Source organism: Streptomyces odontomachi, from assembly GCF_024435355.1.
GTDB classification, from domain to species: domain Bacteria; phylum Actinomycetota; class Actinomycetes; order Streptomycetales; family Streptomycetaceae; genus Streptomyces; species Streptomyces odontomachi.
Map to the genome: position 1 here is coordinate 251,053 of NZ_JAMJWG010000004.1, position 24,333 is coordinate 275,385.

Below are 24,333 nucleotides of genomic sequence, written 5' to 3' on the forward strand. Positions count from 1 at the left end.
TCCTGGACACCCCATCCGGGGGGAGCTACTGTCGAACCACCCTCACTACGACAGTCGGCACAAGCGTAGCGTCGAAGCGCTTCACAACCTTGGAGAGAGCTGGATGGTCACCCTCGCCGAGGTTGCCCAGCACGCTGGAGTCTCGGCCAGCACGGTGAGCTATGTCCTCAGCGGCAAGCGATCCATCTCGGCCACCACCCGCCGGCGCGTCGAGCAGAGCATCCGCGAGCTCGGCTACCACCCGAACGCCGGCGCACGCGCCCTGGCCAGCAACAGGTCCAACATCATCGCGCTGGTGGTCCCGCTCCGCACCGACATGTACGTGCCGGTCATGATGGAGATCGCCATGGCGGTGGTCACCACGGCCCGCACGCACGGGTACGACATCCTGCTGCTCACCGGGGAGGAGGGGCCCGACGTGGTGCGCCGGGTGGCCGGTAGCGGGCTGGCCGACGCCATGATCCTCATGGATGTCGAACTCGACGACGAACGGCTCCCGTTGCTGCGGGAGACCGACCGGCCGTCGGTACTCGTCGGCCTTCCCTCCGACACGGCAGGGATGACCTGCGTCGACCTCGACTTCACGGCGACCGGGGCGTTGTGCGTGGAGCACCTGGCGAAGCTCGGGCACCGTGACATCGCCGTCATCGGCGAGGCGTCGGCCGTCTACGAGCGGCACACCGGCTTCGCCGAGCGCACCCTGGACGGCATCCGCTCCCGGTCGCGTGAGCTGGGTGTCCGCGTCCTGCACCGCCCCTGCGAGGGCGGGTACGACGCGGTCGCCCTCACCCTCGCCCGCATCTTCGACGAACGCCCCGGCACCACGGGGCTCGTCCTACAGAACGAGGCCGCGGTGGGGCCTCTGCTCACCCTGCTGCGCCAGCAGGGCAGGGCCGTGCCCGAGGATGTGTCGGTGGTGGCGGTCTGCCCCGACCAGGTCGCCGTGCAGGCGCCCGTGCGGCTCACCTCGGTCGCCATCCCCGCACAGGAGATGGGCCGGTCCGCCGTGGAGCACCTCGTCGCCAAGCTGGAGGGGCACGGAGGCGACGAGATCGCGCTGCTCGCCCCGGAGCTGGTGGTCCGTGCGAGTACGGGCCCGGCGCCCGTGTGACCCCCAGGCGTCGCCGCCGGCGCCGGACAGGCAGCACCGGGCAGCCGGCAGCCGCGGCGCCGCCCCGTGGTCCGGTGACATCGGCACCCGTTTCGCCACCCTGCGCCGCCGGATGGCGGCCGGCCCCGACACCGCTTGTGCCTGGGATCGACTCGTCAAAGCACGTCGAAGCGTCCCCGTCGAAAGACGTCGAAGCGTCCCGGTCAAAGCACGTCGAAGCATCCCGGTCGAAGCGCTTCGAGGACGCGGCGAGGTCAATGAACACATAGGGGTGTACAACCCGCGTTCGCCACGGCTCCGTGGCCGCCGGAATCCCGACGATGTTTCGGCACCATCCCCGAAATTGCCGGTGGAGAGCCGGAATTCACCGCCGGGGAGCTTGACACGCCCTCTCCACCCAACCAGCATCGAAGCGCTTCGAATGGCACTCCCGGTTCAGGACAAGGGGCCCCTCACGTGACCGAACAGACGCCGCTCGTATCACCCTTCCGCGATCGTCGGCTGCCGTTGGCGAAGCGCATCGACGATCTCCTCGCGCGGCTCACCACCGAGGAGAAGATCTCCTGGCTGCACCAGTTCGCACCGGCCGTCGAGCGGCTCGGTGTCGCCGCCTTCCGCACCGGCCAGGAGGCCCTGCACGGCGTGGCCTGGATGGGTCCGGCGACCGTGTTCCCGCAGGCCGTCGGGCTCGGCGCGACCTGGAACACCGACCTGGTGAGGCGGGTCGGCGAAGCCGTCTCCAGTGAGGTGCGCGCGATGCGCGCCACCGACGAGCGGGTCGGCCTCAACGTGTGGGCGCCGGTGGTGAACCTGCTGCGTCACCCGCTGTGGGGCCGCAACGAGGAGGGCTACGCGGAGGACCCGAAACTCACCTCGGCGATCGCCACGGCGTACACCCGCGGCCTGCGTGGCGACCACCCGACGTACTGGCGCACGGCCCCCGTGCTCAAGCACTGGCTCGCCCACAACAACGAGACCGGCCGCGACGTCACCTCCTCCACCGTCCCCCCGCGTGTGCTGCACGAATACGATCTGCGCGGCTTCAGGGAGACCGTCGAGGCCGGCGCGACCGCCGGCGTGATGCCCGCGTACAACCTGGTCAACGGCCGCCCCAACCACGTCTCCCCGTATCTGCGCGAGCACCTGCGCACCTGGACCGACGAGCCCCTGCTGGTCTGCTCGGACGCCGGTGCGCCGTCCAACCTGGTCGACTCCGAGCACTACTTCGACACCCACGAGGAGGCCACCGCGGCCGCCCTGCGGGCCGGCGTCGACAGCTTCACCGACCATGGCACGGACAGCTCGATCATGACCGGCCGCATCACCAGGGCCCTCGAACAGGGCCTGCTGACCGAGCACGACATCGACCGGGCGGTGCGGCGCCAGCTGGCGGTCCGCTTCCGGCTCGGCGAGTTCGACCCGGAGCACGACCCCCACCCGCACTCCGCCGCGTTCGACACCCCCGCCCATCGGGCGCTCGCCCAGGAGGCCGCCGAGCAGGCCGTCGTCCTGCTGAAGAACGACGGCCTGCTGCCGCTGGCGCCGGACAGCAGGGTCGCGGTGGTCGGGCTCCTGGCCGACGCATGCAAGCTCGACTGGTACAGCGGCACGCTCCTGCGCCGCTCCACCCCGCTCCAGGGCCTGCGGGAACGCTTCGGTGCGGAGCGCGTCACGTTCGCCGAAGGTGTGGACCGGGTACGGCTGCGCACCCGGTCCGGTACGTTCCTGCACGTCCCCGTGGCCGCCGGGGCCGCCGACGCGGTGCGCGGCGCCGAGGGTGCGCTGGACCCGGCGCTGCTCGCGGGCCGCAGCGACCTGCCGCCACTCGTCACCGACCCGGTCGGCACCGCACTGGCACTGGCCGACTGGGGCGAGGGGGTGCTCACGCTGCGCGCCCCCGACGGCCGCTACCTCTCCGTCGCCGACGACGGCCGGGTGCGCGCCGCGGCGGACGGGCCGGGCGGCTGGTTCGTGCAGGAGACCTTCCGTCTGGAGCCGCACGGCAGCGGTCACCTCCTGCGGCACCTGGGCACGGGCCGCCACATCTGTGTCGACGCGGACGGCGTTCGGGTGGCCGCCGAGGGCGAGTCCGCCGCCGAACCCTTCGACGTGGTCGTCGAGGAGCGCGGCGAGGACGCCGTCGCACGCGCCGCGGCCGACGCCGACGTGGTCGTGGTGGTGGCGGGCAACGACCCGCACATCAACGGCCGCGAGACCGAGGACCGCACCACCCTGGAACTCCCCGGCCACCAGCTGCGGCTGCTGCACGCCGCCCGCACCGCCAACCCGAGGACGGCGCTGGCCCTGGTCTCGTCCTACCCGTACGCCGTGCCCGCCGACGTGCTCGATGCGGTGCTGTGGACCGCACACGGCGGCCAGGCGGCGGGCACCGCGCTGGCCCGGGTGCTGGCCGGTGACGTCTCGCCGGCCGGTCGCCTTCCGCAGACCTGGTACGCAGGCGACGGCGACCTGCCCGACCTGCTCGACTACGACATCATCGGCTCACGCCAGACCTATCTGTACTTCGAGGGCACCCCGCTCTTCCCGTTCGGGCACGGCCTGTCGTACGCGTCCTTCGGCTACGCGGCCCTGTCGGCGGCCGTCGTACCCGGCTCGGTACGGGTGTCCTGCACGGTCACCAACACCGGTGACGTCACGGCGGACGAGGTGGTGCAGCTCTACACGCGTGCCGTGGAACCGTCCGTGGTCCGGCCGCGCCGCGAGCTGGTCGCTCACCGGCGGGTGCGCCTCGCCCCCGGCGAGCGCACCGAGCAGGTCTTCGACGTGCCGTGGTCCGCGTTCGCGTTCTGGGACGTGGCACGCGCCGGGCTGCGGGTGGCGCCGGGGTCGTACGAGCTCCTGGTGGGCGCGTCCAGCGAGGACATCCGGCTGCGCACCGTCGTCGTACTCCCCGGGGAGAGCGGCGCCCCGCGCCCGGTCCGCACGTCCGGGCTGCCGGCGGCGGACTTCGACGAGCACTCCGGGGCCGCGCTCGTGGACCGGACGAAGGTGTCGGGCGACGCGGTGACCCCGGCGGCCCAGGCGGCTGACCTGGTGTACCGGGCCTGCGACTTCGGCGACGGCGTGACCTCGGTGACCGTGACCGTCGCCGGCAGCGGTGCGCTGGACGTCGCCACGCTCCGCCCGGACGGCGACTCCCCCGTGACGACGCTGTCCCCGGCGGCACCCACGTCAGGACCGTACGACTACACCACGCTCACCGCCCCGTTCACCGCCTCGGGGGTGCACGACGTCCGGATCGCGCTGCGCGGGCCGCTGCGGTTCGCGCATGCGGAGTTCTCCGGCTGAGACGGGGGATCAGGACTGCGCACGCAGGGCGTCGCGCAGCCGGGCGACATGCGCCTGGGCGCGGCGTTCGGCGAGTTCCGCGTCACCCAGCCGGATGGCCGTGGCGATCTCGCGGTGCTCCCGCAGGGCGCGCTCCGGGCCCGCCGCGACCATCGTCGTGCGCATGGCGAGGCGGACCTGGGACTGGATCTGGTCGAGCAGCCGGCTGGCGTAGTCGTGCCGCGAGGCCTGCCGGATCAGGCGGTGGAAGGCCGCGTCACAGCGCTGGACGGTCTGGATGTCACCGGCGTCGAGCGCCGCCTGGTGCTCGGCGAGCACCTCGTCCAGCCGATCGGCGAGTTCGGGGCCGGAGCGTTCGATGGCGAGCCGCGCCACGACGCCTTCCAGGGCGCCGCGCACCTCGTACAACTCGGCGAGGTCCGCGAGGGTGATGGTGGCGACGACCGCTCCCCTCCGGGGGCTCTCCACCGCGAGCCCGTCCGCCGTCAGGCGCGCCACCGCCTCCCGCACCGGGCTGCGGCTGACGTCGAGCTGCTGCGCCAGCGCGGGCACGCTCAGCCTTCTGCCCGGCGGGATCCGCCCGTCGAGCACGGCCTCGCGCAGGCCCTGGAAGACGGAGTCGGCGATGCGATGGGTGGGAGCGATGTCGATGGACAAGCCGCCTGTCGACGCGTCAGAAACGCCCACTTCTTCGTCATGCTCGCTCACCGGCGTGCTCCTTCACCCTGGCCAGCACGCGCCATCCCGATCTGGAACAGCTGTCCGCTGGAAAACCCCGCCAGATCGAGTGTGACGGACCGAAACCCGGCGGCACGTACCGCGGTCAGCACGCGCTCCCGCAGCTCGGTCGCGACGACGCCGAGCAGGTCCAGGGGCACCTCGATGCTGGCCAGGTCGCCGTGATGGCGTACCCGCAGCTCGGTGAGGCCCAGGTCGTGCAGGGCGTCCTCGGCCTCCTCTACCTGGCGCAGCTTCTGCGGGGTCACCTCGCTGTGGTGCGGGATACGGGAGGCCAGGCAGGGCGCGGCGGGCTTGTCGGCGTTCGGCAGCCCGAGGGCACGGGCCAGCGCGCGTATGTCGGTCTTGCCGAGGCCGGCCGTGGCGAGCGGGCGCAGCACGCTGTGCTCGTCGGCGGCACGGGCACCCGGCCGGTCGTCGCGCACGACGTCGTCCGCGGTCTCGCCGTACGCGATCGCGTCGAGGCCGTAGGAGGCCAGCAGCCGGTGGTCGATGCCCTCGAAAAGGGTCGACTTGCAGTGGAAGCACCGGTCGAGATCGTTGCGGCGGTACTCCGGGAGGTCCGCCTCGGCCGTCTCCAGCTCGACATGCTCGACGCCGAGTGCCGAGGCCAGCCGGCGCGCCGCCGCCAGTTCCCGGCGGGCCAGGCTGGGGGACACGCCGGTGATCGCGACGACCCGCTCGGCACCGAGCGTGCGCACGGCCAGCGCCAGCAGCAGCGTCGAGTCGACGCCTCCGGAGAAGGCCACGCCGAGGCGCCGCACCCCGGCGAGGGCGGTGCCGACCTCGTCGGCGAGGGCGCTGAGCCGGGGATCGGAGAGAGGCATATCGGGGGAAAGTGCGCTGCTACTCATTACATGTATTGTGCAGAAGGCTGGCAGCGGGGTCAACCGGCGGCGCCGAGCGATACGGCGGCCGGCGCCCGCCCCGCGACCACGCCCCGGAGGCATGGCCCGAAGGCGCGCCCTGAGGGCGCTATGCGAAGGCAAGCCCCCGAGGGCGCGACCCGACGGGCGGTCCGCCGGCCGGGGCGAGGGACGCCGGCCGCCGCGCAGTCCTGAGCCCTCCCGTCGGGCAGCCGCGCCGTCGCGGAGCGGCCGGGACGCGGAGCGGCGGGGAGACACCGTGTGCCGGGTCGGCGCTGACCCGCCCACCCGGCACACGTGCCGCGCGGATCAGTTCACGGACGTGCGCTCCGCGGCCGGAGCCATGGGCGCGTCGTCGTCCTCCACCTCCGCCGTCATCGGGTTCCACCGGATGGCGAGCACCGCCAGGAGCCCGGCGACCGGCACCAGCGTCAGCCAGCGCATCGTCGTGTTCAGGCCGTAGGCCGCCAGCAGTACGGGAAAGATGTAGAAGCCGAGGATCGAGCCGACCCGCGACATCGATTCGGCCCAGCCCGTGCCCGTGCCCCGCAGGGTGGTGGGGTACGACAGGGCGGCGAGCGTCTTCCCCTGCGCGCCCGGTCCGAACGCCTGGCCGAACACGAAGAACCCGACCAGGACCGCCGTGACCACGCCCCCGGCCGCGGTGCCGACGAAGCCGAGCGTCACGGCACAGACGATCACGATGACGAACCCGATCGTGGCGAGCGTGCGCATGCTGAGCCGCCCGGTGATCCTGGCCTGGAGCCAGCCGCCCACCAGGCCGAAGCAGTTGATGAGGATCGTCGCGATGATCGTCTCCAACAGCCCGGAGCCGAATGCCATGGCAGCGATCGTGGGGATGTAGAAGCCGACCGCGAAGTACTGTGCCGCCTGCGTTCCCGAGACCATCGACGCGAGGAAGGTGCGGGCCCGGTAGCGCTTGTTGAACAGCATGCGCAGGCGCTCGGTGCCGGATCGTTTCTCCTGCGACTCCGGCCGTTCCTCCTCGCCGGATTCCGCCACCTCGACGCTGATGCCGTAGCTGCTCTCCAGGATCTTCGCGGCCTCCCGCAGGCCGAGGTTGTGCGCTGCCCACATCGGGCTCTCCTCGGTGTACCGCAGCCGGAGCAGCAGCACGACGAGTGCGGGCACCGCGCCGAAGCCGACGACCCAGCGCCACAGCTCGTCACCGGCACCGAGGAAGTAGAACGGCAGCGTGAGCACGGCGGCACCGACGACCGCGACATACCACATGAACTGCCACATGTTCACCCAGCCGCCCTTGCGGCTGCGGTCGGTGAACTCGGCGACGAACGAGAACGACGCGGGCATGTCGACCCCGACGCCGAAACCGAGCAGGAACCGGCAGAAGAGCAGCACCTCGTAGTTGGGCGCGAGGCCGGCGCCCAGGGCCGCCACCACGAACAGGACGAGGTCGAGGATGAACAGCTTGTACCGGCCCAGCCGGTCGACCAGCGGGCCGCCGACGAGGGCGCCGAGCAGGGCGCCGACGGCCATGATCGACGTGAGCAGGCCGACCTGGTTCGAGGTGAGCTGCCAGCTCTCGGTCAGCGTTCCGATGCCCAGACCGAGACTGGTCAGGTCGTAGGCGTCGACGAAGACCCCGCCCAGCGCGATCAACGCGAGGATCCGGGTGCGCCGCGTGCCGGTGGGATGGGAGTTGACGTAGTCGATGACGTCGCGCGAGCTGCGCACGGTGAGCGTGCCTGTTGACATGGGGACCTGCTTCATCGGAGGTGGGCGGGCACAGCGGGTGTCACCGTGCGCGGAGGAGTTCGACGAGAGCGGAGGTGTCCTGTCCCGCCCGGCCGGACGAGACGGCCTCGGAGATCAGGGCCTGGACCGCGGTCGTCACGTCGGCCTGCACGCCGAACCTGGCGGCGATGCCCGCCCCGAGCCGGACGTCCTTCTCCAGCAGGGCCAGGGTGAACGCGGGCTCGTAGTCCCGGCCGGCCATCCGGACGGAGATGTCACGGAACAGCGGGGAGACGGTCGCGGCACCCGAGCCGGCCACGACGGAGCCGAACGTCTCCGCGGAGATGCCCGCGCGCTCGGCCAGGTCGACCACCTCGGCCGTCACGGCGTTGATCGCGCCGAACATCACGTTGTTGAGCACCTTGACGGTGGAGCCGGCGCCGACCTCGCCCACCTGCTCGACGGACTTGGCGATGACGCCCACGGCCGCGGCGGCGAGCTCCGTGACGTCGGCCTGTGCCCCACCGGCCACGAGGGTCCAGGACCCGATGCCCTCGGGGCGGCCGAGCACGGGAGCGTCGACGTAGCGGGCGCCGTGGGCCGCGAGCCGGCGCGCGGCCTCCTGGGCCGTTTCCGGGTCGATCGTGGAGGTGTCCGCGACGAGCGCCCCCGGTCCGAGGGCGCCCGCGATCTCGTCGACCACGTCGAGCACGTGCTGCGGCGTCGGGAGCGAGAGCAGGACCAGGTCGGCGCCGCTGACGGCGGCGGCGGGCGAGTCGCTGACGGTGACGCCCTGCCGTGCCGCTGCGGTACGGGCGGCCTCGAACGGGTCCGCTCCGGCGGTGGGCCGGCCCGCAGCGGCGAACGCGGCGGCGGCGCGGCCTCCCATGGTGCCGAGGCCGATCACGGCCACGGCGGGGGACGGCGAGCTGGGGAGCGATGGTGAAGTCATATTTTGCATGTAACACGTAGTTTCACTTCAGGGTCAAGGCCTCTGGGTGCCGGCACTCCAGAACGAGGCCAGCGCACGGTGCAGTACGCCCTTCTCCGGCATCCCGAGGACGCGGGCCGCCTCGGCCACGTCGTCCCACTCCGGTTGCGCGTTGACGACCTGGTCGCTCGTGTCGAGAGCGACCTTCACCGCGATCGCGCACCCGTCGACATCGACCGTAACGAACCTGCGGGCGAGTGCATGCTTGTCCACCGGCCACGAGCGCATCCCGAGGGCCGAGGTGCGGGTGAAGACCACCTGGCGCACCGCCTCGGCCACCCGCGCCGCGGCCAGCACCCGCAGCGTCTGCGCCGGCCTGCCCTTCTTCATCAGCACCGGCACCAGCCAGGCGTCGTCGGCACCCGCTGCGAGCAGCGCGTCGAGCACCCCGGGCCAGATCCGCGGGTCGAGATCGTCGACGTTGGTCTCCAGCATGAGCCGACCGTCCGGACCGTTCGATGGCGCACCCGAACCGTTCGAGGGTTCACCGGTCACCAGGCGCAGCACGTTCGGCTGCCCGGGCAGGTCGCGACCGCCCGCCCCGAACGCCTGCGCGCTCACGCGCATCGCCGGCTGCGAGCCCCAACCGGTGGCGAGCGTCGTGGCGAGCGTGGCACCGGTGGGGGTGGCCAGCTCGACGTCGACGGGGCCCCCGTGACTGGGACGGCCCGAGAGCAGCCTCACGACCGCAGGGCCCGGCACCGGCAGCACCCCGTGGGCGGCGCGCACCGTGCCTCCGCCCACCGCGACGGACGAGACCACCAGCTCGTCGAGGCCGAGGTGCGCGAAGCCGGCGCAGGTCCCGACGATGTCGGCGATCGCGTCGAGCGCGCCGACCTCGTGGAAGTGCACGCTCTCCGGCGTGGTGCCGTGCACGGCGGCCTCGGCCACCGCGAGCGCTTCGAACGCGGCCAGCGCGTGCTCGCGGCCGGGGAACGGCGCGGCGCTCAGCAGGTCCCGCACGTCGGTCCAGTGCCGGTGGGTGTGCGACTCGGTGCCGCCGACGTGCACCCGGGTCGCCGCGATCCCCGCGCGGTCCACCCGCTCGGCACGGAGCCGGACCGGCGCGGGCGCGACGGCGTCCACCGCCTCCTGGAGCACGCCGAGCGGCACCCCCACGTCCACCAGCACGCCGAGCAGCATGTCGCCGCTGATTCCGGAGGCGCAGGACAGCCAGCCGATCACGGGGCGTCCCGGCGGGCCCGGGTGGCCACCCGGGCGGCGTGCACGCCCGCTCCGTAGCCGTTGTCGATGTTGACGACCACGATGCCGGGGGCGCAGGAGTTGAGCATCGACAGCAGGGCGGCCATGCCGCCCGCGCCCGTGCCGTAGCCGGTGGACGTGGGCACCGCGACGAGCGGGACACCGACGAGTCCACCGACCACGCTGGGCAGGGCGCCCTCCATCCCGGCGACGACGACCAGCGCGTCCGCCGAGGTCAGCAGGTCCCGCACGGCGAGCAGCCGGTGCAGGCCCGCCACTCCGACGTCGCGGACGACCTCCACGTGGGCGCCGTGGACGCGGGCGGTGATGGCGGCCTCGCCGGCGACCGGCCCGTCGGACGTTCCCGCGGAGACGACCACGACCCGGCCGTGCGGTTCCGGCAGCGGTCCGAGCGTGGCCGTGCGGGCCCGGTCGTCGACGACGGCCTCCGGCAACGCACGGCGGATCTCGCTCAGGGCCTCCGGGGCGAGCCGGGTGGCCAGCACGGCACGGTGCGGATGTCGCCCGGCCAGGGCGCCGAGGCCGGCCACGATCTCGTCCGGCGTCTTGCCCTGGCCGTAGACGACCTCGGGGGCCCCGGTGCGGGCCTCCCGGTCCGTGTCCAGCCGGGCGAAGCCCAGGTCGAGGAAGCCGTCCGGCTCGGCGTCCCGCACGTCCCGCCGTTCCTCGCCCACCGGTCAGCCCGCCGAGAGGTGGTACGCGGGCTTCGACAGCTCGGGCACGACGAGCACCCGCGGCTCACCCTCGGTGAACCGGCGCGCCTCCCGGAGCCCGTCCTCGACCGAGCGCACCGGGATGCCGCCCATGCCGCGGGCGTACCCCGGCTCACGCGCTCCCGCGATGTACACCGCGGCAGCGGCCTGCCGGGCGAGACCGCCCACGTACACCATCGAGAAGGCGTGGAACGGGTGGTAGGCGTGGCGGAACCGGTACTTCTCGATCCACCGGTAGTCGGTGGAGATGCGCTCCTCGTGCGCCACCATGTCGGCCGGGTGGTGCACGGTCTGCAACGCGTCGTACACCGTGCGGTAGGCCGAGAACTCGTCGTCGTTGAACCAGCCGTCGCAGACGGCGGCGGCGATGACGACCGGGTTGGGCTTGAGCGCGTTCTTCGCCCGAGCGAGCGAGGCCCCGATCGCCTGCATCATCAGCACCGGGTTGGAGCCCATGCCGGGGCCGTAGTGGAAGTTGCGCGGCACGCCGAGGAGCAGCACGTCGGCCGGCTCGCCGGGCACGGTCACCTCGGTGCGCTGCCCGGCCAGCGGCCACGCGGCCTGCTCGACGCTGGAGAGGTCGCCGGCGTACACGCCCAGCTGGCGGTTGGCCGAGTCCAGTACGGCGTCCACGGCGAAGAACGGCCTCGGCATCGCCGACTCCATGCGCTTGCCGATGGCGGACAGCTGGTGCCGGAAGTGGCTGTGGGTGGAGATCGGCATGAAGTCGTCGCGGTAGACGCTGCCGGGAGAGTGGTGCCCCCGGATGGAGCGCCAGGTGGTGAGGCCCGTGGAGGGCATCTTGTAGCCGCCGCTGAACCCGCCGTAGGGATTGCCCGCCGCGTGGCCGATCAGGATGGTCAGGTCGGACTCCACCAGACGGCGGTTCATCTGCACGACGTCACCGAGGTCGGAGTCGTCGAGGTCGACGATGCCGTCGGGGTCCTCGCTGTCGTGGTTGACGATCTGCTCGGGCGATATCCGTGCGAGGTTGTCCTCGCCGAGGTATCCGGCGAACTCGTGGGCGTAGTTCTTGCGGTGCAGCCCTATCGCGCAGACGAGGGTGACGTCGGACAACCGCACGCCGGCCCGCTCCAGCTCGTCGAAGAGGACGCGCAGCGCCGTCTTGCGGTGCGACGTCTCGTGGACGCCGCCCTTGACGCGGTCGGGGAAGGCGATGGTCACGGTGGAGCCCGGTCCCACGAGGTCGCCGAGCGGCGGCGAGCCCAGCGGGTTCCGGACGGCCTCCACGGTGGCCGCGACCGGATCCGCCAGGGGCGGCGGCTCCGGATGCGCCTGCCCTGCGCGAATGATCGTCGCGTTGTCGGGGACTTCGGCGTTCACGTGACCGTCGCCGTACTCCAGCGCAATCTGCATATTCGTGGGTCCTCCATGCCGTGACGGCGTCCGACGGCGTGGCGGTGTCCACCGCGCACGCTAATTGCACGTTACATGTTATGTGCCGTGCCCGAGATATGACGCGGGCCACATCGCAAGGGAATGGGGCTCCCCCTGTAAGAAGTGGGCCGCTGCGCGCATTGCTTGGTATGAGAGCCGATATGAGGGACGGCGCATGACCACACATGCCCAACGTTTCCGTGACATCTACGAGGAGTGCTATCCGCGCGTCCTCGCCTACACCTCGAGCCTGGTGGGCCGGCAGGTGGGCGAGGACATCACCAGCGAGACGTTCACCGTGGCCTGGCGACGGATGCGGGATGTCTCGCAGCCCGAGCTGCCCTGGCTGCTGGGAGTGGCTCGCAACCTGGTGCGCGAGCTACGCCGCCGGGACGGCCACCAGTACGCCCTCGCCGCGGCGGAGGCACAGCGCATCAGCAGCGGTGCCCGGACCGACGTCGGCGACGTCGCGGCGGACGTCACCGAGCGGGAAGCCGCGCTCCAGGCGCTGGCGAGCCTGTCCGAGGCCGACCGGGAACTGCTGACGCTCATCGCCTGGCACGGGCTGAGCGCCAAGCAGGCCGCCCGGGTGCTGGGCTGCACCACCGCGACGCTGACCGTCCGGCTGCATCGGGCCCGCCGCCGTCTGGAGAAGGCCCTGGAGCCGGCGAACCAGGCAGGCAGCGCCCGCGCCGGGGGCGAGGCCGGTGCGGCCGGGGGCGGTGTCCCTGCCGGAGGCGACGCCCGCACCCAAGCGGACATCCACGCACAAGCTGATATCCGCACCCAAGCCGGCATCCGTACGCAAGCCGGCATCCGCGCAAGAGACGGCATCCGCACTGATCGCAAGGGAGCACTCACATGAAGAACACCCAGGAACGGTCCGGGCGGCGTGACGGCATGCAGGTGCTCGAAGGCGCCCGGCCCGACGAACTGGATCCGGCCAGGCTGGCGGGCTCCCCGCGGCAGCGCGAGGACCTGGCACGCATCCTGGCCGGAGCGACGGACACCCGCGCGGCGCGCTTCCGGGTACCGGGGCGGCTCCGTGGCGGAATCCGGCCGCTCGGGACCGTGGTGGCCCTCACCGCCGTCGCGGCGTCCGCGGTGGGCGTGAGCACGCTCGACCGGGGCACTTCGGGCACGCACCCGGATGCCCGCCCGCAGGCCTCCTCCGCAGCGGCGCGGCCGGGTTCGTCGACCTCGGGCGGCCAGGGTGACGTCCGCCTCGAACTGCTCAGCGCGGCGAAGCAGGCGGAGACGGCGACCGCCGACGGAACGTACTGGCAGACCACCACGCGCTCGCAGGACGTGAACGTCGTCGGGGAGCAGGGGCGGCTCTTCGCCGTGCGCTCCACGTCGACCGACGAGTGGTCGGTGGGTGTGCGCCCGGGAACCCGGAGCCTGATGGTCTCAGGACTGGACGGTGTGACCGCCCCCCGCACCAAGGCGGACGAGACACGCTGGCGGGCCGCGGGCTCACCCGGCACGGTGCAGGCCGAGGCCACGACGGCGGGCGGCACGGGCACGGTGGGGTACACGATGGGAACCCGGCGGCCGATGGTCATGCGGACGGACGCCGGCGGCAAGATCTACGCCCTCGGCCCGCGGAACGTCTCCTACCAGGACCTTCGTGAGCTGCCTTCCGACAGCAAGGAGTTGCGTCGGCAGCTGGAGGAGCTGTACGCGGCGGACAGCGGTGCCGATACCGGCGCGGGGCGCACCGCGTACGTGCTGCGCCAGGCGGCCGACCTGGTCACGATGCCGGTGAAGCCCGCCGTCCGGGCGGCCGCGTACCGGGTGATGGCGGAGCTGCCCGGCGTCCGGGGACTGGGGCGGGTGACCGATCCGCTGGGTCGCACGGGCGTCGGTGTCGCGTTCCCCGGCACCGCGCGGACACCGCTGGGCGGCGTGGCGCAGCAACTGGTCGTGGACCCGTCCACCGGCGCGATGCTCGCCGAGCAGAGCGTGCTGGTCGAACCGTCGGCCAGGGCCCGGGAGGCCGGCCTCGACGCGGGCACGACGGTGAACTACACGGCGACGACCCGGATGAGCTGGGGCGAGAACCAGATCACGGTGCCGAAGAACGCCCGGCGCTGAGCACTCCTGCTCGGCTGGGCCGAAGGCCCGGGGTCAGCCGCGGTTGAGGAGTGCCCTGGCCACTTCGGCGTCGGTGATGAGGATGTTGATCCAGCGGCCGAGCGCGGCGCCGCGGATGGCGGCGAGCTTGGCCATGCCGCCCGCGACGCCGATCCGCCGTTCCACGGCCCACAGCTGGCTGGGTGAGATGCCGATGATGCGGTCGTTGAAATCCGCCGCGACCGGTTGGCCGTCGGCGTCGAAGTACCGGGTGCACACATCGCCCACGGCTCCGAGGTCCTCGAGTTGCCGCTGGTCCTGCGGGGCGATGGCGTTGCCGGAGCGGCGCAGCAGCGGCGAGGGTTCGAGCGTTCCGATGCCGAGGAGGGCCAGGGTGAGGCGCGACCAGGATTTCATCACCTCGGCCACCGCCGGTTCCTGGGACAGCAGGTCGCGCAGTTCGTGGCTGCCGACGAGCGCGGCGGACGGGGCGAACACCGGGCGTGCGCCGGTCAGCTCGGCGAGCCGGCTGGTGAGACGGGTGGCGTGGAGCTGGACTTCGGGGCTGCCGGAACCGCCGACGATCTGGACGACCTCCTCGGCGACCGGGGTGGTCTTGGCGTGCATGACGTTGACCGACTCCAGGAGTGTCGCGCTCCAGGAGGAGATGCCGATGACCTCACCGCCTTTGAGGGTGGCGTCCAGATAGGTCGCGGTGGCGGCGGCGAGCGCGGGGATCACGTCGGGCCCCGCGCCCTCGGCGTCGACGACGACGGCGTCACGCAGCCCGAACTTCTCGACCAGGGCGCCTTCGAGCTCGGTGTGCACCCCGTCGGGGGAGACGACGACGGTCCGGACGACGTTGCGGTCCACGGCCTCCTTGAGGAGGCGGGACACCCTCGGCTGGGACATGTGCAGATGGGAGGCGATCTCCGGCTGCCGCAGGCCCCGCTCGTGGTACATGCGGGCCACCTTGACCAGGAGCCGCAGGTGATCCGGGCTCGGTGTGGAAGCGGTCACCACCTGTGTGTCCCATCCCCTCTCGCACCGGCCGGCGGGCCGGGCGTCCGTGTTCGATGCTAACGGGTGGCGGCTGCGGGGAGGCGACGGTCGCCGCCGCGTCCCCGCAGCCACCGTGGCCTACTTCCTGGCGAACAGGCCGTACTGGTCGGCGTTCTCCTTGGTGACCAGCTCGCAGTCGATGGACTGCTTCTCCGGCTGGCCCGTCTTTCCGGTCTTGATGTACTTGTCCGCCTGCTGCACGGCCTTCTGGGCGCCGAGCGCGGCGGGCTGGAGCGAGGTCGCGAGCATCGTGCCCGCCTTGATCTGGGCGAGGGCGTCCGGGCTCCCGTCAAGTCCCACGACCACGACACCGGTCTTCTTGGCCGACTTGAGGGCGGCGATGGCGCCCATGGCCATGGTGTCGTTGCCGGCGATGACGCCCTGGACGTCGGGGTTGCGCTGGAGGATGGTCTCCATCTTGTTGAAGGCCTCCTGCTGGTCCCAGTCGGCGGCCTGCTTGGCGACCTTCTTCATGTCGGGGTACTGGGAGATCACGTCGTTGTACCCCTTGGAGCGGACCCCCGAGTTGGTGTCGGAGGCCAGCCCGGTGAGTTCGACGTAGTTGCCCTTCCCCTTCATGCCCTTGACGAACTCCTGCGCGGCGACCTGCGCACCCTGGGCGTTGTTGGAGACGATCTGCGCCTTGGCGACGCCGGTCCTGTTGATCTCGCGGTCGATGAGGAAGACCGGGACACCGGCCTTGGTGGCCTTCTGCACGGGACCGATCGACGCGTCCGCGCCCGCGTTGTCCAGGATGATCGCGGCGGCGTGCCGGGAGATGGCGGCGTCGATGAGCTGGCTCTGCTTGTTGGGGTCGTCGTCGTGCGAGGCCACCGAGGTCTGGTAGCCCATGCTCTTCGCCTTCTGCTTGGCCGCGTCCGCCTCCGCCTTGAAGAAGGGGTTGTCGGGCGAGGGCGTGATGATCGCTATCAGGTTGCTCCCCTTCGACGAGCCCCCGGACTTCGCGTCGCTTCCGGAGCCGTCGGACGATCCACAGGCGCTGAGGGTGAGCAGCAGTCCGACGGTGGTGGCGGTGGTCGCTGCCATCAGGTGACGGCGGGAACGGGACATGGTGGGCCTCCTGAGCAGGCGTCGGCATTGACGCGGAAGGGAGCGGTGGGTGGGTGTGGGTGTGTTGGTGTGCTTCGCTTCGGTCAGCGGGGGGTGTCCGGGGGCGCTGGGGTGTCCTTGGACGTGACCGTCGTCCCCGCGGCTTCCGGTGGTCCGTCGGCGGTCTCGACGGCGACGGCGACGGCCGAGGCCGCTGCGCCGCGCCGCTGGAAGCGCTGCTGGCTCTGGTCGAGGATGACGGCGACGATGATGACGGCGCCTTTGATGAGGGTCTGCCAGAACGTCGAGACGCCCAGGATCACCAGACCGTCGGCGAGGTAGCCGATGACGAAGGCGCCCACGAGCGTGCCGCGCACGTTGCCGCGACCGCCGGACAGCGCGGCGCCCCCGATGACGACCGCGGCGATCGCGTTCAGTTCGAAGCTGTCCCCCGCCTGGGGTGCCGCGGAGGTGAGCTCCGACGCGATGATCACCCCGGACAGGGCCGCGCATGCCCCGGAGACGATGTAGACGACCATCTTCACGCGCTTGACGGGAACGCCGGTGAGTTCGGTGGCCCGCTCGTTGCCGCCCGTCGCGTACAGCCAGCGGCCGAACGCGGTGGACCGCAGGAGGACGACGACGACGGCGGCAAGGATGATCATCATCCAGATGGCCACCGGCAGGCCGAGCACACGGCCCCCGCCGATCCAGCCGAATCCCGTGTTGTGGTTGGCGGCGTCACCGGCCAGGTCGGGATAGGTCGTGCCGCCCGAGATCAGCAACGCGGCGCCGCGGGCGACGTAGAGCATCCCGAGGGTCGCGATGAAGGGGGCGACGTTCAGCCTCGTCACGAGGATGCCGTTGACGGTGCCCACGACCGCCCCGACCGCGAGGCACAACACCACCACGACCCATACCGGCGGATAGGCGATCACCCCGAAGATGCCGAGGTGGAAGCCCTTGAGGGCCTCTCCGGCGACCACACCGGAGAGTCCGACCGTGGAACCGACCGACAGGTCGATGCCGCCTTTGAGGATGACGAGCAGCATGCCGAGCGCGAGCACGGCGTTGATGGCGACGTGCTTGGTCATCGTGATGACGTTGTCGACGGTCAGGAACGAGTCCGACAGCAGGCTGAAGACCAGGACGAGGACACCGAGCGCGATGAAGGCACGCAGCTCGAACACCGAGTTGAGGGTCCTGAGCCGACGGGCCTCTGCCGCCGCCTGGCGCCGCTGCTCGCCGGCGGACGCGTGGTCGATGGTCGCGGTGTCGGTCATCGGTGATCCTCTTCGGTGGCTTCGGTGGCTTCGGTGGTGTCGGCACCGTCGGCCAGGCTCATGAGCTGGTCACGCGTGATGTCGCCGGCCCGCAGATCGGCGACCAGCCGGCCGCGGACCAGGACGAGCAGACGGTCGGGTATGTGCAGCGCCTCCTCGGCCTCGGACGTCGTGAACAGCACCGCGAGGCCGCGCGCGGCCTGGTCCGCCATGACCTCGAAGACATCCGCCTTGGCGGCGACGTCGACACCGCGTGAGGGTTCGTCGAGCAGCAGGACCCTCGGTTCGGTCATCAGGGCCTTGCCGATGACGACCTTCTGCTGGTTGCCTCCGCTCAGCGACCCGACGGCGGCGTCCGCGCCGGCGGTCTTGACGGTGATGTCGCTGATCATCGACTCGACCGCGGCGCGTTCCCGGCTGCGGCTGACGACGAACCGGCGCACGTACCGGGTGATCGCGGCGAGGGACAGGTTCTCGCCGACGGTCATCAGCTGGACCAGGCCGTCGCGCTGGCGGTCTTCGGGGACCAGCGCGAGGCCGGTCCGGACGCGCTGGCGGACGTTGCCGGTGACCGGCTCACCGTGCAGGCGGGTCTCTCCCGAGGCGGCCGGCAGGCGGCCGGCCAGGCACTCCAGGAGTTCGGTGCGCCCGCTGCCCATGAGGCCGTAGATCCCCACCGTCTCGCCGGCCCGCACCTGGAGGGAGACGCTGTCGACGGCGAGCCGGTCCGGATGCGCGGGATCGGCGACACAGAGGTCGACGGTCTCCAGGGCCACGGTGCCGGGGCGGGACTCGCGGACCGGGAACAGGTCGTCCTGCTCGCGTCCCACCATGGTGCGGACGACCCAGCCGAGGTCGATGTCGGCGGCGACCGCGGTGGCGACCATGGAGCCATCGCGGAGCACGGCCACGTCGTCGGCGAGGGCGAGGGCCTCTTCGAGGTGGTGGGAGATGTAGACGACGGCGACGCCTTCGGCGGTGAGTTCGCGTACCACCTGGAAGAGGATCTCGACTTCCGGTGCGCTCAGGGCCGAGGTGGGCTCGTCCATGATGAGGACACGGGCGTTCTGGAGCAGGGCGCGGGCGATCTCGACCAGCTGCTGCTGTCCGAGCCGCAGATCGCCGACCTGGTCGTCCGGGTCGAGAGCGTCGTCGAGGCGGCCGAGCACCGCCGCCGCCTGCGCGCGCTGGGCGCCGCGGTCGATCAGCAGACGCCGGGTGTGCTCACGCCCCAGGAACAGGTTGTCCTGGATGCTCAGGTTCGGGCAGAGGCTGAGTTCCTGGTGGATGATGGAGATGCCGCTGTCCGCGGCCTCCCGCGCGCTGCCGAACCGCACGACGTTCCCGTCGAGTTCGATCTGGCCGGTCGTGGGCGACTCCACCGCGCTGAGGATCTTCATCAGGGTCGACTTGCCGGCCCCGTTCTCGCCGAACAGCACGGTCACGCGCCCCGGGGCGATGTCGAGGGAGACACCCTTGAGCGCGGTCGTCCCGCCGTAGACCTTGGTGACGTCGACGGCCCGCAGGACGGGCGCCGCCGGCGGTGCGGGGGTCGCGGTGGGGTGGGTGGCGGCCGTCATGAGGCGGGCTTGATCGAGATCGGGGTGATGGTGAGCACGTCGTTCGTCAGGGGTGTCACCGCACCCACGACCGTGATCTTGGTGCCCTTCAGCGACGCGACGTCCAGGTGGGCGAGGACCTTGGCCTTGACCTGGTTGTTCAGGGCGGTGCCCGCGTCGGCGTAGTCGACCTGGTTGGTGAACTGGCCGAAGGAGATGAAGCCGACCGCGTCACGCAGGGACGTGCCGTTGATGGCCGGACCGGTCTGGACCGAGATCCGGGCCTTGTCGACACCGGGAACGGTGACGGGCATCAGGCCGCTGCGCGGGGCCCCGGCGGTGCCGGTGAGGGTGACGGCGTAGCTGTAGGGGCCGGTGCCGGGGCGGTGTCCGTACCGCTTGCCTGCCGCGTCGCCGTCCGCGACGAGCGCCTTGTACAGCGTGGTGATGCTGACGGCCTTCTTCCGGATGGCCGGCACGACCTTCGGCGCGTACGTCTCGACGCCGTACTGGGCGGGGTCGAACTTCTCGGCCTGGTCGGCGGGCGGCGCGCTCTGAGAGCGATAGGTGGTGCTGGCCACCATGGCCGCGACCAGCACCACCAGTGCGACCAGGCTGCCGCGGCCGAGGGTGAGCCAGCCGGTGCGGCCACGCCGTGTTCCGTCCGGCTCCCATGAGGGCCGTGTTGTCATGACATCCCTTCCTTCACTCAGGTCTCCCGCGCGGTATCCGCCCCGGTCACCCCGGCTGGCCTGCTCTTCCGGCTGGGGGTCCGGGGGTCGTCCCCCGGAAAGATGCAGTCCGGCCGGGGGTCCGGCCCGTCGCGGAGCGGCTGTGGGCCACAGCGTCCTCCGGGGGAACGCAGTACCGGGCGCCCAGGCCGCGAGCGGCCGCGACGCGCTCATGCCACCGGGCCACGGCGGCCTCCCGCTGCTCCTCGCGCCAGGCCGGGTGGAAGACCTCCAGACCGTCGTCGGCCCGTCTCTCAAGATCGGTGGTGGTCCACATACCCAGGTCCAGGCCGGCCAGATCCGCTGCTCCCACGGCGGACAGTTCGTGGTTTCCCGTGCGGGCGACCGCCACGCCACCGAGGTCGGCCTGCAACTGCATCAGGGCGGTGCTGCGGGACAGGCCGCCGTCGGCCACCACTCGGCGGACCCCCGGCAGCGCGGCCAGTACGTCGTCGACCTGGTGGGCCACGGACTCCAGCGCCGCTCTGGCGAGCTGCCCGCGTCCGCTGTCCAGCCCGAAGCCGGCCAGCAGGGGCACGGCCGCGGGATCCCACCACGGTGCTCCCAGCCCGCCGAAGGCGGGAACGAGCGTGACGTCCCCGGCGTGGGATCCGGCGGCCAGGCCGATGAGCTCGTCGGCCGGCATGTCGAGCAGATCGGCCAACCAGGTCACGGTCCGTCCGCTGGAGCGGATGTTCGCCTCCCGCGCGAACGTCGGTTGCCCGGTGGACCAGGCGATGGTGTCGCAGATCGCCCCCGCCGACCCCGTGCCGCCGGCGACGGTCATGACCGAGGAGCCGGTGCCGTAGGTCGCCTTGACCACCCCCGGGCGCCAGCCCGCATGGGCGAACAGTGCGGCATGGGAGTCGCCCAGGACCGCCGTCACCGGTACGGCGTCGGGCAGCGGCGCGAAGTCCCGGACGCGGCCGAACGGGCCGGTCGAGGCGACCACCCGCGCCAGGGCCGCCTCGGGCACGCCGAAGGCCGCGAGCAGTTCGCCGTCCCAGGCGCCGGTGTGCAGGTCCAGCAGTTGGGTGCGTGCGGCGTTCCCGATCTCGGTGACGAAGGCGCCGGTGATCGCCTGGACGAGCCAGGCGTCCACCGTGCCGAGGCGCAACTCGCCCCTGCCGCTGCGCACCCGCGCGGGATCGTGCCGCTCCAGCAGCGCGGCCATCTTCAGCGCCGAGAACATCGGGTCGAGCGGCAGCCCCGTCCGTTCCCGTACGGTCCGCGCGAACGGGGTTCCGGCGAGCTCAGCGGCGCGGGCCGCGCCCCGCTGGTCCTGCCAGCTCACCAACGGCGCGAGGGGGCGACCGGTCGCCGCCTCCCACAGGACCACCGACTCGCGCTGGGTGCTCAACGCGACTCCGGCGACCGCCCGGGGATCGGTCCCGTCCAGACACTCGGCGGCGGCCCGGCGGACGCTCTCCAGCAGTGCGTCGGCGTCCTGTTCGACGAGCCCGGGCGCCGGGTGGGACTGTGCGAGCGGGGCCTCGGCGCGCGCGACCACGGCACCGGCACGCTCGACCAGCAGGGCCTTGGTCGCACTCGTGCCCTGGTCGACGGCGAGGACGAACCGTTCCATCACATGCGCCCCACTACCTCGCGCGCGGCGGCGGCGACGCCTTCGGCGGTCAGCCCGAAGTGGTCGAGCAGGAACGCCGTGCTCCCGGTCGGGGCGAAACCGGGGACGCCGAGCATCCTGACCGGGACCGGCCGGCGCTCCACGACCACCTTGGCCACGGCTGCCCCCAGGCCCCCGCTGAGCAGGCCCTCTTCCGCCGTGACGATGGCTCCGGTGTCCTCGGCCGCGGCCATCACCTCGGCCACGTCCAGGGGTTCGACGAACGTCATGTTCACCACGCGCGCCGATATGCCCTGCGCCGCCAGCAACTCCGCGGCCGCCAGGGCACGCGAGACCATGGTGCCCACCGCGATGACGGTCACGTCGCCGCCCTCGGCGAGCCGGACGGCCCGGCCGGTCTCGAACGGGGCGCCCGGCGGGGTCACCACCGGCACCTTGAACCGGGGAACGCGCAGGTAGCAGGGGTGGCCCGATGCGACGGCCCAGCGGACGGCGGCACGGGTCTGGGCGGGGTCGGCGGGCACCACGACCCGGAGTCCGGGGACGGCCCGCATCCAGGAGAGGTCCTCGATGGAGTGGTGGGTCGGGCCGAGTTCGCCGTAGGCCATGCCCGGGCTCTGGCCGCACAGCACGACATGACGCTCGCTGTAGGCCACGTCGGCTTTGATCTGTTCCAGGGCCCGGCCCGTGAGGAAGGGGGCGGCCGCCGAGACGAAGGGGACGTAGCCGGCGTTGGCCAGACCGGCCGCGACGCCCACGAGGTCCTGCTCGGCGATGCCGACGTTGACGAGCCGGTCGGGGAACTCCGCGCGGAACGCGACCAGATTGCTCGACCCCACCGAGTCGTTGCACACCGCGATGATGCGCTCGTCGGCGCGGGCCAGGGCGATCAGCTCGTCCGCGAAGTCGGACCGGCAGTCGAAAACGGGGGATGGCGTGGTGAGCACCGTCATCGGCCGAGCTCCTCGAGGGCGAGGCGTACCTGCTCGTCGGTGGGCACCTTGTGGTGCCACTCGACCCGGTCCTCCATGAACGAGACCCCCTTGCCCTTGACCGTGTTCGCGATCACCGCGACCGGCTTACCCGTTGTCGACGGCGCGTAGGCCTCCGCGATCGCCTGATGGTCGTGGCCGTCGATGACCCGCACCTCCCATCCGAAGCCCGCCCACTTCCGGTCCAGGGGTTCGAGCGACTTGGTGTCCTCGGTGCGCGCCCCCTGTTGCAGGCGGTTGCGGTCCACCACGGCCGTGAGGTTGGCCAGACCGTGGTGTGCGGCGGTCATGGCGGCCTCCCAGTTGCTGCCCTCCTGCATCTCGCCGTCCCCGAGCACCACGAGGGTGCGCCAGTCCTCGCCCCGCAGGTGCGCCCCGAGCGCGCAGCCGGTGGCGACGGGGAAGCCGTGGCCGAGCGGGCCGGTGTTCGTCTCCACGCCGGGGACCTTGACCCGGTTGGGGTGTCCGTTGAGCGGGGACAGCGGCGCCATGAAGCCGGTGAGCCGCTCGCGCGGGAAGAAGCCGCAGGACGCCAGCGTCGCGTAGAGGGCGGCGGCGCAGTGCCCCTTGCTGAGCACGAACCGGTCCCGCCAGGGTGCCTCCGGCTGGTGCGGGTCCAGGCGCAGCCGGCCCCAGAGGGCGGTGACCATCAGGTCCGTCACCGAGAGGTCGCCGCCGACGTGCCCCATCCGGGCCGCCTGGATCGTCGTGAGGACGTCCCGCCGGATCCGGGTGGCGATCCGCGCCAGCTCGGGTGCCGCCTCGGCCGGCGAGGACGCCCGCAGCCGGGCGCCGAGGTCGAGGTAGGCACGGGCGGCGGACGCGTCCACGCAGAGGGGTTCGGACGCGTTCTCCAGGAGGGCGGTCACACCGACTCGCTCTCCGCCAACGCCCGGTAGAGCGCACGCTTGGCGATCCGCTGGGCGCGCAGGGCGTCCTGCGCCGACTGGGCGGCGGCGAGGGCGTCCCGGTCGAGGTGGTCCAGCGCGTGGTGGAAGGCGCGCATGGTGCGGATGCCCGCGGTGGCGGCCTCGACGGAGTCCTCCCGGAAGGGGAACTGGTCGAGCTGCCAGACCCCGTCCCAGCCGGCGTCCCGCAGGGCGAAGAAGAACTCGAACGTCTCCAGCAGGTGCACGGAACCGACGACCATGTCGTCGTCCCAGCCGCGGAAGTTGTCGTTGACGTCGATGGCGAACAGCCTGTTCCTGGCGATCGCCATGCGTGCGGCCTCGGCCGGTGTCTCCCCGCCGTACAGGGAGTGGCCGAAGTCGAGCAGGACACCGACGTTGTCCACGGCCATGTCCTCGATCGCGAGCAGGGTGCGCGCCATGGAGGAGAAGACCATGCGGTTGCGGGGCTCGCGGGGCTTGTACTCGATCGCGAACCTCAGGTCGGGGAAGGCGAGTGCGAGTTCGCGTACGGCGTCGACCGACTTGTCCCACAGATCGGTGTAGTCGGCCTGGAACGGGTAGTCGTAGCCGTCCTGCCCCGGCCACAGCTTGACGTAGTCGACGCCCAGTTCCCGCCCGACCTCCGCGGATCCGGCGACCAGCTCGATGGCCTGCCTGCGCACCGCCGGGTCGGGGTTGGTGAAGCCGCCCTTGGCGAACTTGCCCGTGTAGAACTCCGGCGTGACCGCGATGGCCCGCAGGCCTTCCTCGGCGAGCGCGTCCTTCACCTCGGCCGTGCTCACGTTGCCGGGCGGGAAGGGCCAGTTCAGGTCGACGACGGCCAGATCGTCGACGGCTCCGGCCAGTTTGATCGCGTCGAGGACGGTCCTGGGTTCCCCGTAACCGTCGGTGGCGTAGCGGTCGACATAGGTGGCGAAGTGCCAGATGCCTGCGCCATAGACCGGCTCGGGGTGAATTTCTATGCGATCTTGATCAGACATGCGAGCAAGCTAGGGGAGGGAGTTATGCGTGTCAAGGA

Annotated in this window: 20 protein-coding genes; 4 read left to right on the forward strand and 16 right to left on the reverse strand. The window is 71.9% G+C overall.

Annotated elements, in window-relative coordinates:
• The first annotated feature begins 103 nt into the window (after nucleotides 1-103).
• Nucleotides 104-1,111, forward strand: a complete 1,008-nt coding sequence (locus NQO67_RS11935; RefSeq protein WP_255949833.1) for a LacI family DNA-binding transcriptional regulator — start codon at nucleotides 104-106, stop codon at nucleotides 1,109-1,111.
• 456 nt (nucleotides 1,112-1,567) lie between these two features.
• Nucleotides 1,568-4,420 carry a glycoside hydrolase family 3 C-terminal domain-containing protein gene (locus NQO67_RS11940; RefSeq protein ID WP_255949834.1) on the forward strand — a complete coding sequence of 951 codons (2,853 nt, stop codon included), beginning with the start codon at nucleotides 1,568-1,570 and terminating at the stop codon, nucleotides 4,418-4,420.
• A gap of 9 nt (nucleotides 4,421-4,429) precedes the next feature.
• On the opposite strand, the gene NQO67_RS11945 is transcribed toward NQO67_RS11940, so the two are convergent.
• From NQO67_RS11945 to NQO67_RS11975, 7 genes are all read right to left on the reverse strand, one after another.
• Nucleotides 4,430-5,128, reverse strand: a complete 699-nt coding sequence (locus NQO67_RS11945; RefSeq protein WP_255949835.1) for a GntR family transcriptional regulator — start codon at nucleotides 5,126-5,128, stop codon at nucleotides 4,430-4,432.
• Nucleotides 5,125-6,012 (reverse strand): ATP-dependent sacrificial sulfur transferase LarE, encoded by an 888-nt coding sequence (gene larE / locus NQO67_RS11950; RefSeq protein WP_255949836.1) that lies wholly within the window; start codon nucleotides 6,010-6,012, stop codon nucleotides 5,125-5,127. Before larE ends, NQO67_RS11945 begins: the two co-directional genes overlap by 4 nt.
• A 321-nt stretch (nucleotides 6,013-6,333) precedes the next feature.
• Nucleotides 6,334-7,761, reverse strand: a complete 1,428-nt coding sequence (locus NQO67_RS11955; RefSeq protein WP_255949837.1) for an MFS transporter — start codon at nucleotides 7,759-7,761, stop codon at nucleotides 6,334-6,336.
• A 40-nt stretch (nucleotides 7,762-7,801) separates the two neighbouring features.
• Nucleotides 7,802-8,692, reverse strand: coding sequence for an NAD(P)-dependent oxidoreductase (locus NQO67_RS11960; protein WP_255949838.1), 891 nt, complete (start codon nucleotides 8,690-8,692; stop codon nucleotides 7,802-7,804).
• Nucleotides 8,693-8,725: 33 nt separating this feature from the next.
• Nucleotides 8,726-9,916: a nickel pincer cofactor biosynthesis protein LarC gene (larC, locus tag NQO67_RS11965; RefSeq protein WP_255949839.1), complete on the reverse strand. Its 1,191-nt coding sequence runs from the start codon at nucleotides 9,914-9,916 to the stop codon at nucleotides 8,726-8,728.
• Nucleotides 9,913-10,608, reverse strand: a complete 696-nt coding sequence (gene larB, locus NQO67_RS11970) for a nickel pincer cofactor biosynthesis protein LarB (protein ID WP_255949840.1) — start codon at nucleotides 10,606-10,608, stop codon at nucleotides 9,913-9,915. The genes larC and larB overlap by 4 nt, the downstream gene beginning before the upstream one ends.
• 24 nt (nucleotides 10,609-10,632) lie before the next feature.
• The gene (locus NQO67_RS11975) at nucleotides 10,633-12,045 is read right to left on the reverse strand and encodes a lactate racemase domain-containing protein (RefSeq protein WP_255949841.1); all 1,413 of its coding nucleotides are present in this window, start codon (nucleotides 12,043-12,045) and stop codon (nucleotides 10,633-10,635) included.
• Nucleotides 12,046-12,241: 196 nt separating this feature from the next.
• On the opposite strand from NQO67_RS11975, the gene NQO67_RS11980 reads away from it, so the two are divergent.
• Both NQO67_RS11980 and NQO67_RS11985 read left to right on the forward strand, forming a co-directional pair.
• Entirely contained in the window at nucleotides 12,242-12,931 is a 690-nt protein-coding gene (locus tag NQO67_RS11980) for an RNA polymerase sigma factor (protein ID WP_255949842.1), read from the forward strand.
• On the forward strand, nucleotides 12,928-14,163 hold the full coding sequence (locus tag NQO67_RS11985) for a CU044_5270 family protein (RefSeq protein WP_255949843.1): 1,236 nt from the start codon (nucleotides 12,928-12,930) through the stop codon (nucleotides 14,161-14,163). Before NQO67_RS11980 ends, NQO67_RS11985 begins: the two co-directional genes overlap by 4 nt.
• A gap of 33 nt (nucleotides 14,164-14,196) precedes the next feature.
• On the opposite strand, the gene NQO67_RS11990 is transcribed toward NQO67_RS11985, so the two are convergent.
• The 9 genes from NQO67_RS11990 to NQO67_RS12030 form a co-directional block, all read right to left on the reverse strand.
• Entirely contained in the window at nucleotides 14,197-15,162 is a 966-nt protein-coding gene (locus tag NQO67_RS11990; RefSeq protein WP_255949844.1) for a sugar-binding transcriptional regulator, read from the reverse strand.
• A 120-nt stretch (nucleotides 15,163-15,282) separates the two neighbouring features.
• Nucleotides 15,283-16,275 carry a D-ribose ABC transporter substrate-binding protein gene (locus NQO67_RS11995; protein WP_255949845.1) on the reverse strand — a complete coding sequence of 331 codons (993 nt, stop codon included), beginning with the start codon at nucleotides 16,273-16,275 and terminating at the stop codon, nucleotides 15,283-15,285.
• Nucleotides 16,276-16,358: 83 nt separating this feature from the next.
• The gene (locus NQO67_RS12000) at nucleotides 16,359-17,537 is read right to left on the reverse strand and encodes an ABC transporter permease (protein WP_255949846.1); all 1,179 of its coding nucleotides are present in this window, start codon (nucleotides 17,535-17,537) and stop codon (nucleotides 16,359-16,361) included.
• Nucleotides 17,534-19,117, reverse strand: a complete 1,584-nt coding sequence (locus NQO67_RS12005; protein WP_255949847.1) for a sugar ABC transporter ATP-binding protein — start codon at nucleotides 19,115-19,117, stop codon at nucleotides 17,534-17,536. The genes NQO67_RS12000 and NQO67_RS12005 overlap by 4 nt, the downstream gene beginning before the upstream one ends.
• Nucleotides 19,114-19,788 (reverse strand): DUF2291 family protein, encoded by a 675-nt coding sequence (locus tag NQO67_RS12010; protein WP_255949848.1) that lies wholly within the window; start codon nucleotides 19,786-19,788, stop codon nucleotides 19,114-19,116. The genes NQO67_RS12005 and NQO67_RS12010 overlap by 4 nt, the downstream gene beginning before the upstream one ends.
• Nucleotides 19,789-19,834: 46 nt before the next feature.
• Complete coding sequence (locus NQO67_RS12015) at nucleotides 19,835-21,412, reverse strand: FGGY family carbohydrate kinase (protein ID WP_255949849.1); 1,578 nt, start codon at nucleotides 21,410-21,412, stop codon at nucleotides 19,835-19,837.
• Nucleotides 21,412-22,365: a transketolase family protein gene (locus NQO67_RS12020; RefSeq protein WP_255949850.1), complete on the reverse strand. Its 954-nt coding sequence runs from the start codon at nucleotides 22,363-22,365 to the stop codon at nucleotides 21,412-21,414. Before NQO67_RS12020 ends, NQO67_RS12015 begins: the two co-directional genes overlap by 1 nt.
• The gene (locus NQO67_RS12025; RefSeq protein ID WP_255949851.1) at nucleotides 22,362-23,273 is read right to left on the reverse strand and encodes a transketolase; all 912 of its coding nucleotides are present in this window, start codon (nucleotides 23,271-23,273) and stop codon (nucleotides 22,362-22,364) included. The genes NQO67_RS12020 and NQO67_RS12025 overlap by 4 nt, the downstream gene beginning before the upstream one ends.
• A complete protein-coding gene (locus tag NQO67_RS12030; protein ID WP_255949852.1) occupies nucleotides 23,270-24,295 on the reverse strand; it encodes a TIM barrel protein in 1,026 nt (341 codons plus the stop codon). Before NQO67_RS12030 ends, NQO67_RS12025 begins: the two co-directional genes overlap by 4 nt.
• Between the last annotated feature and the right edge of the window lie 38 nt (nucleotides 24,296-24,333).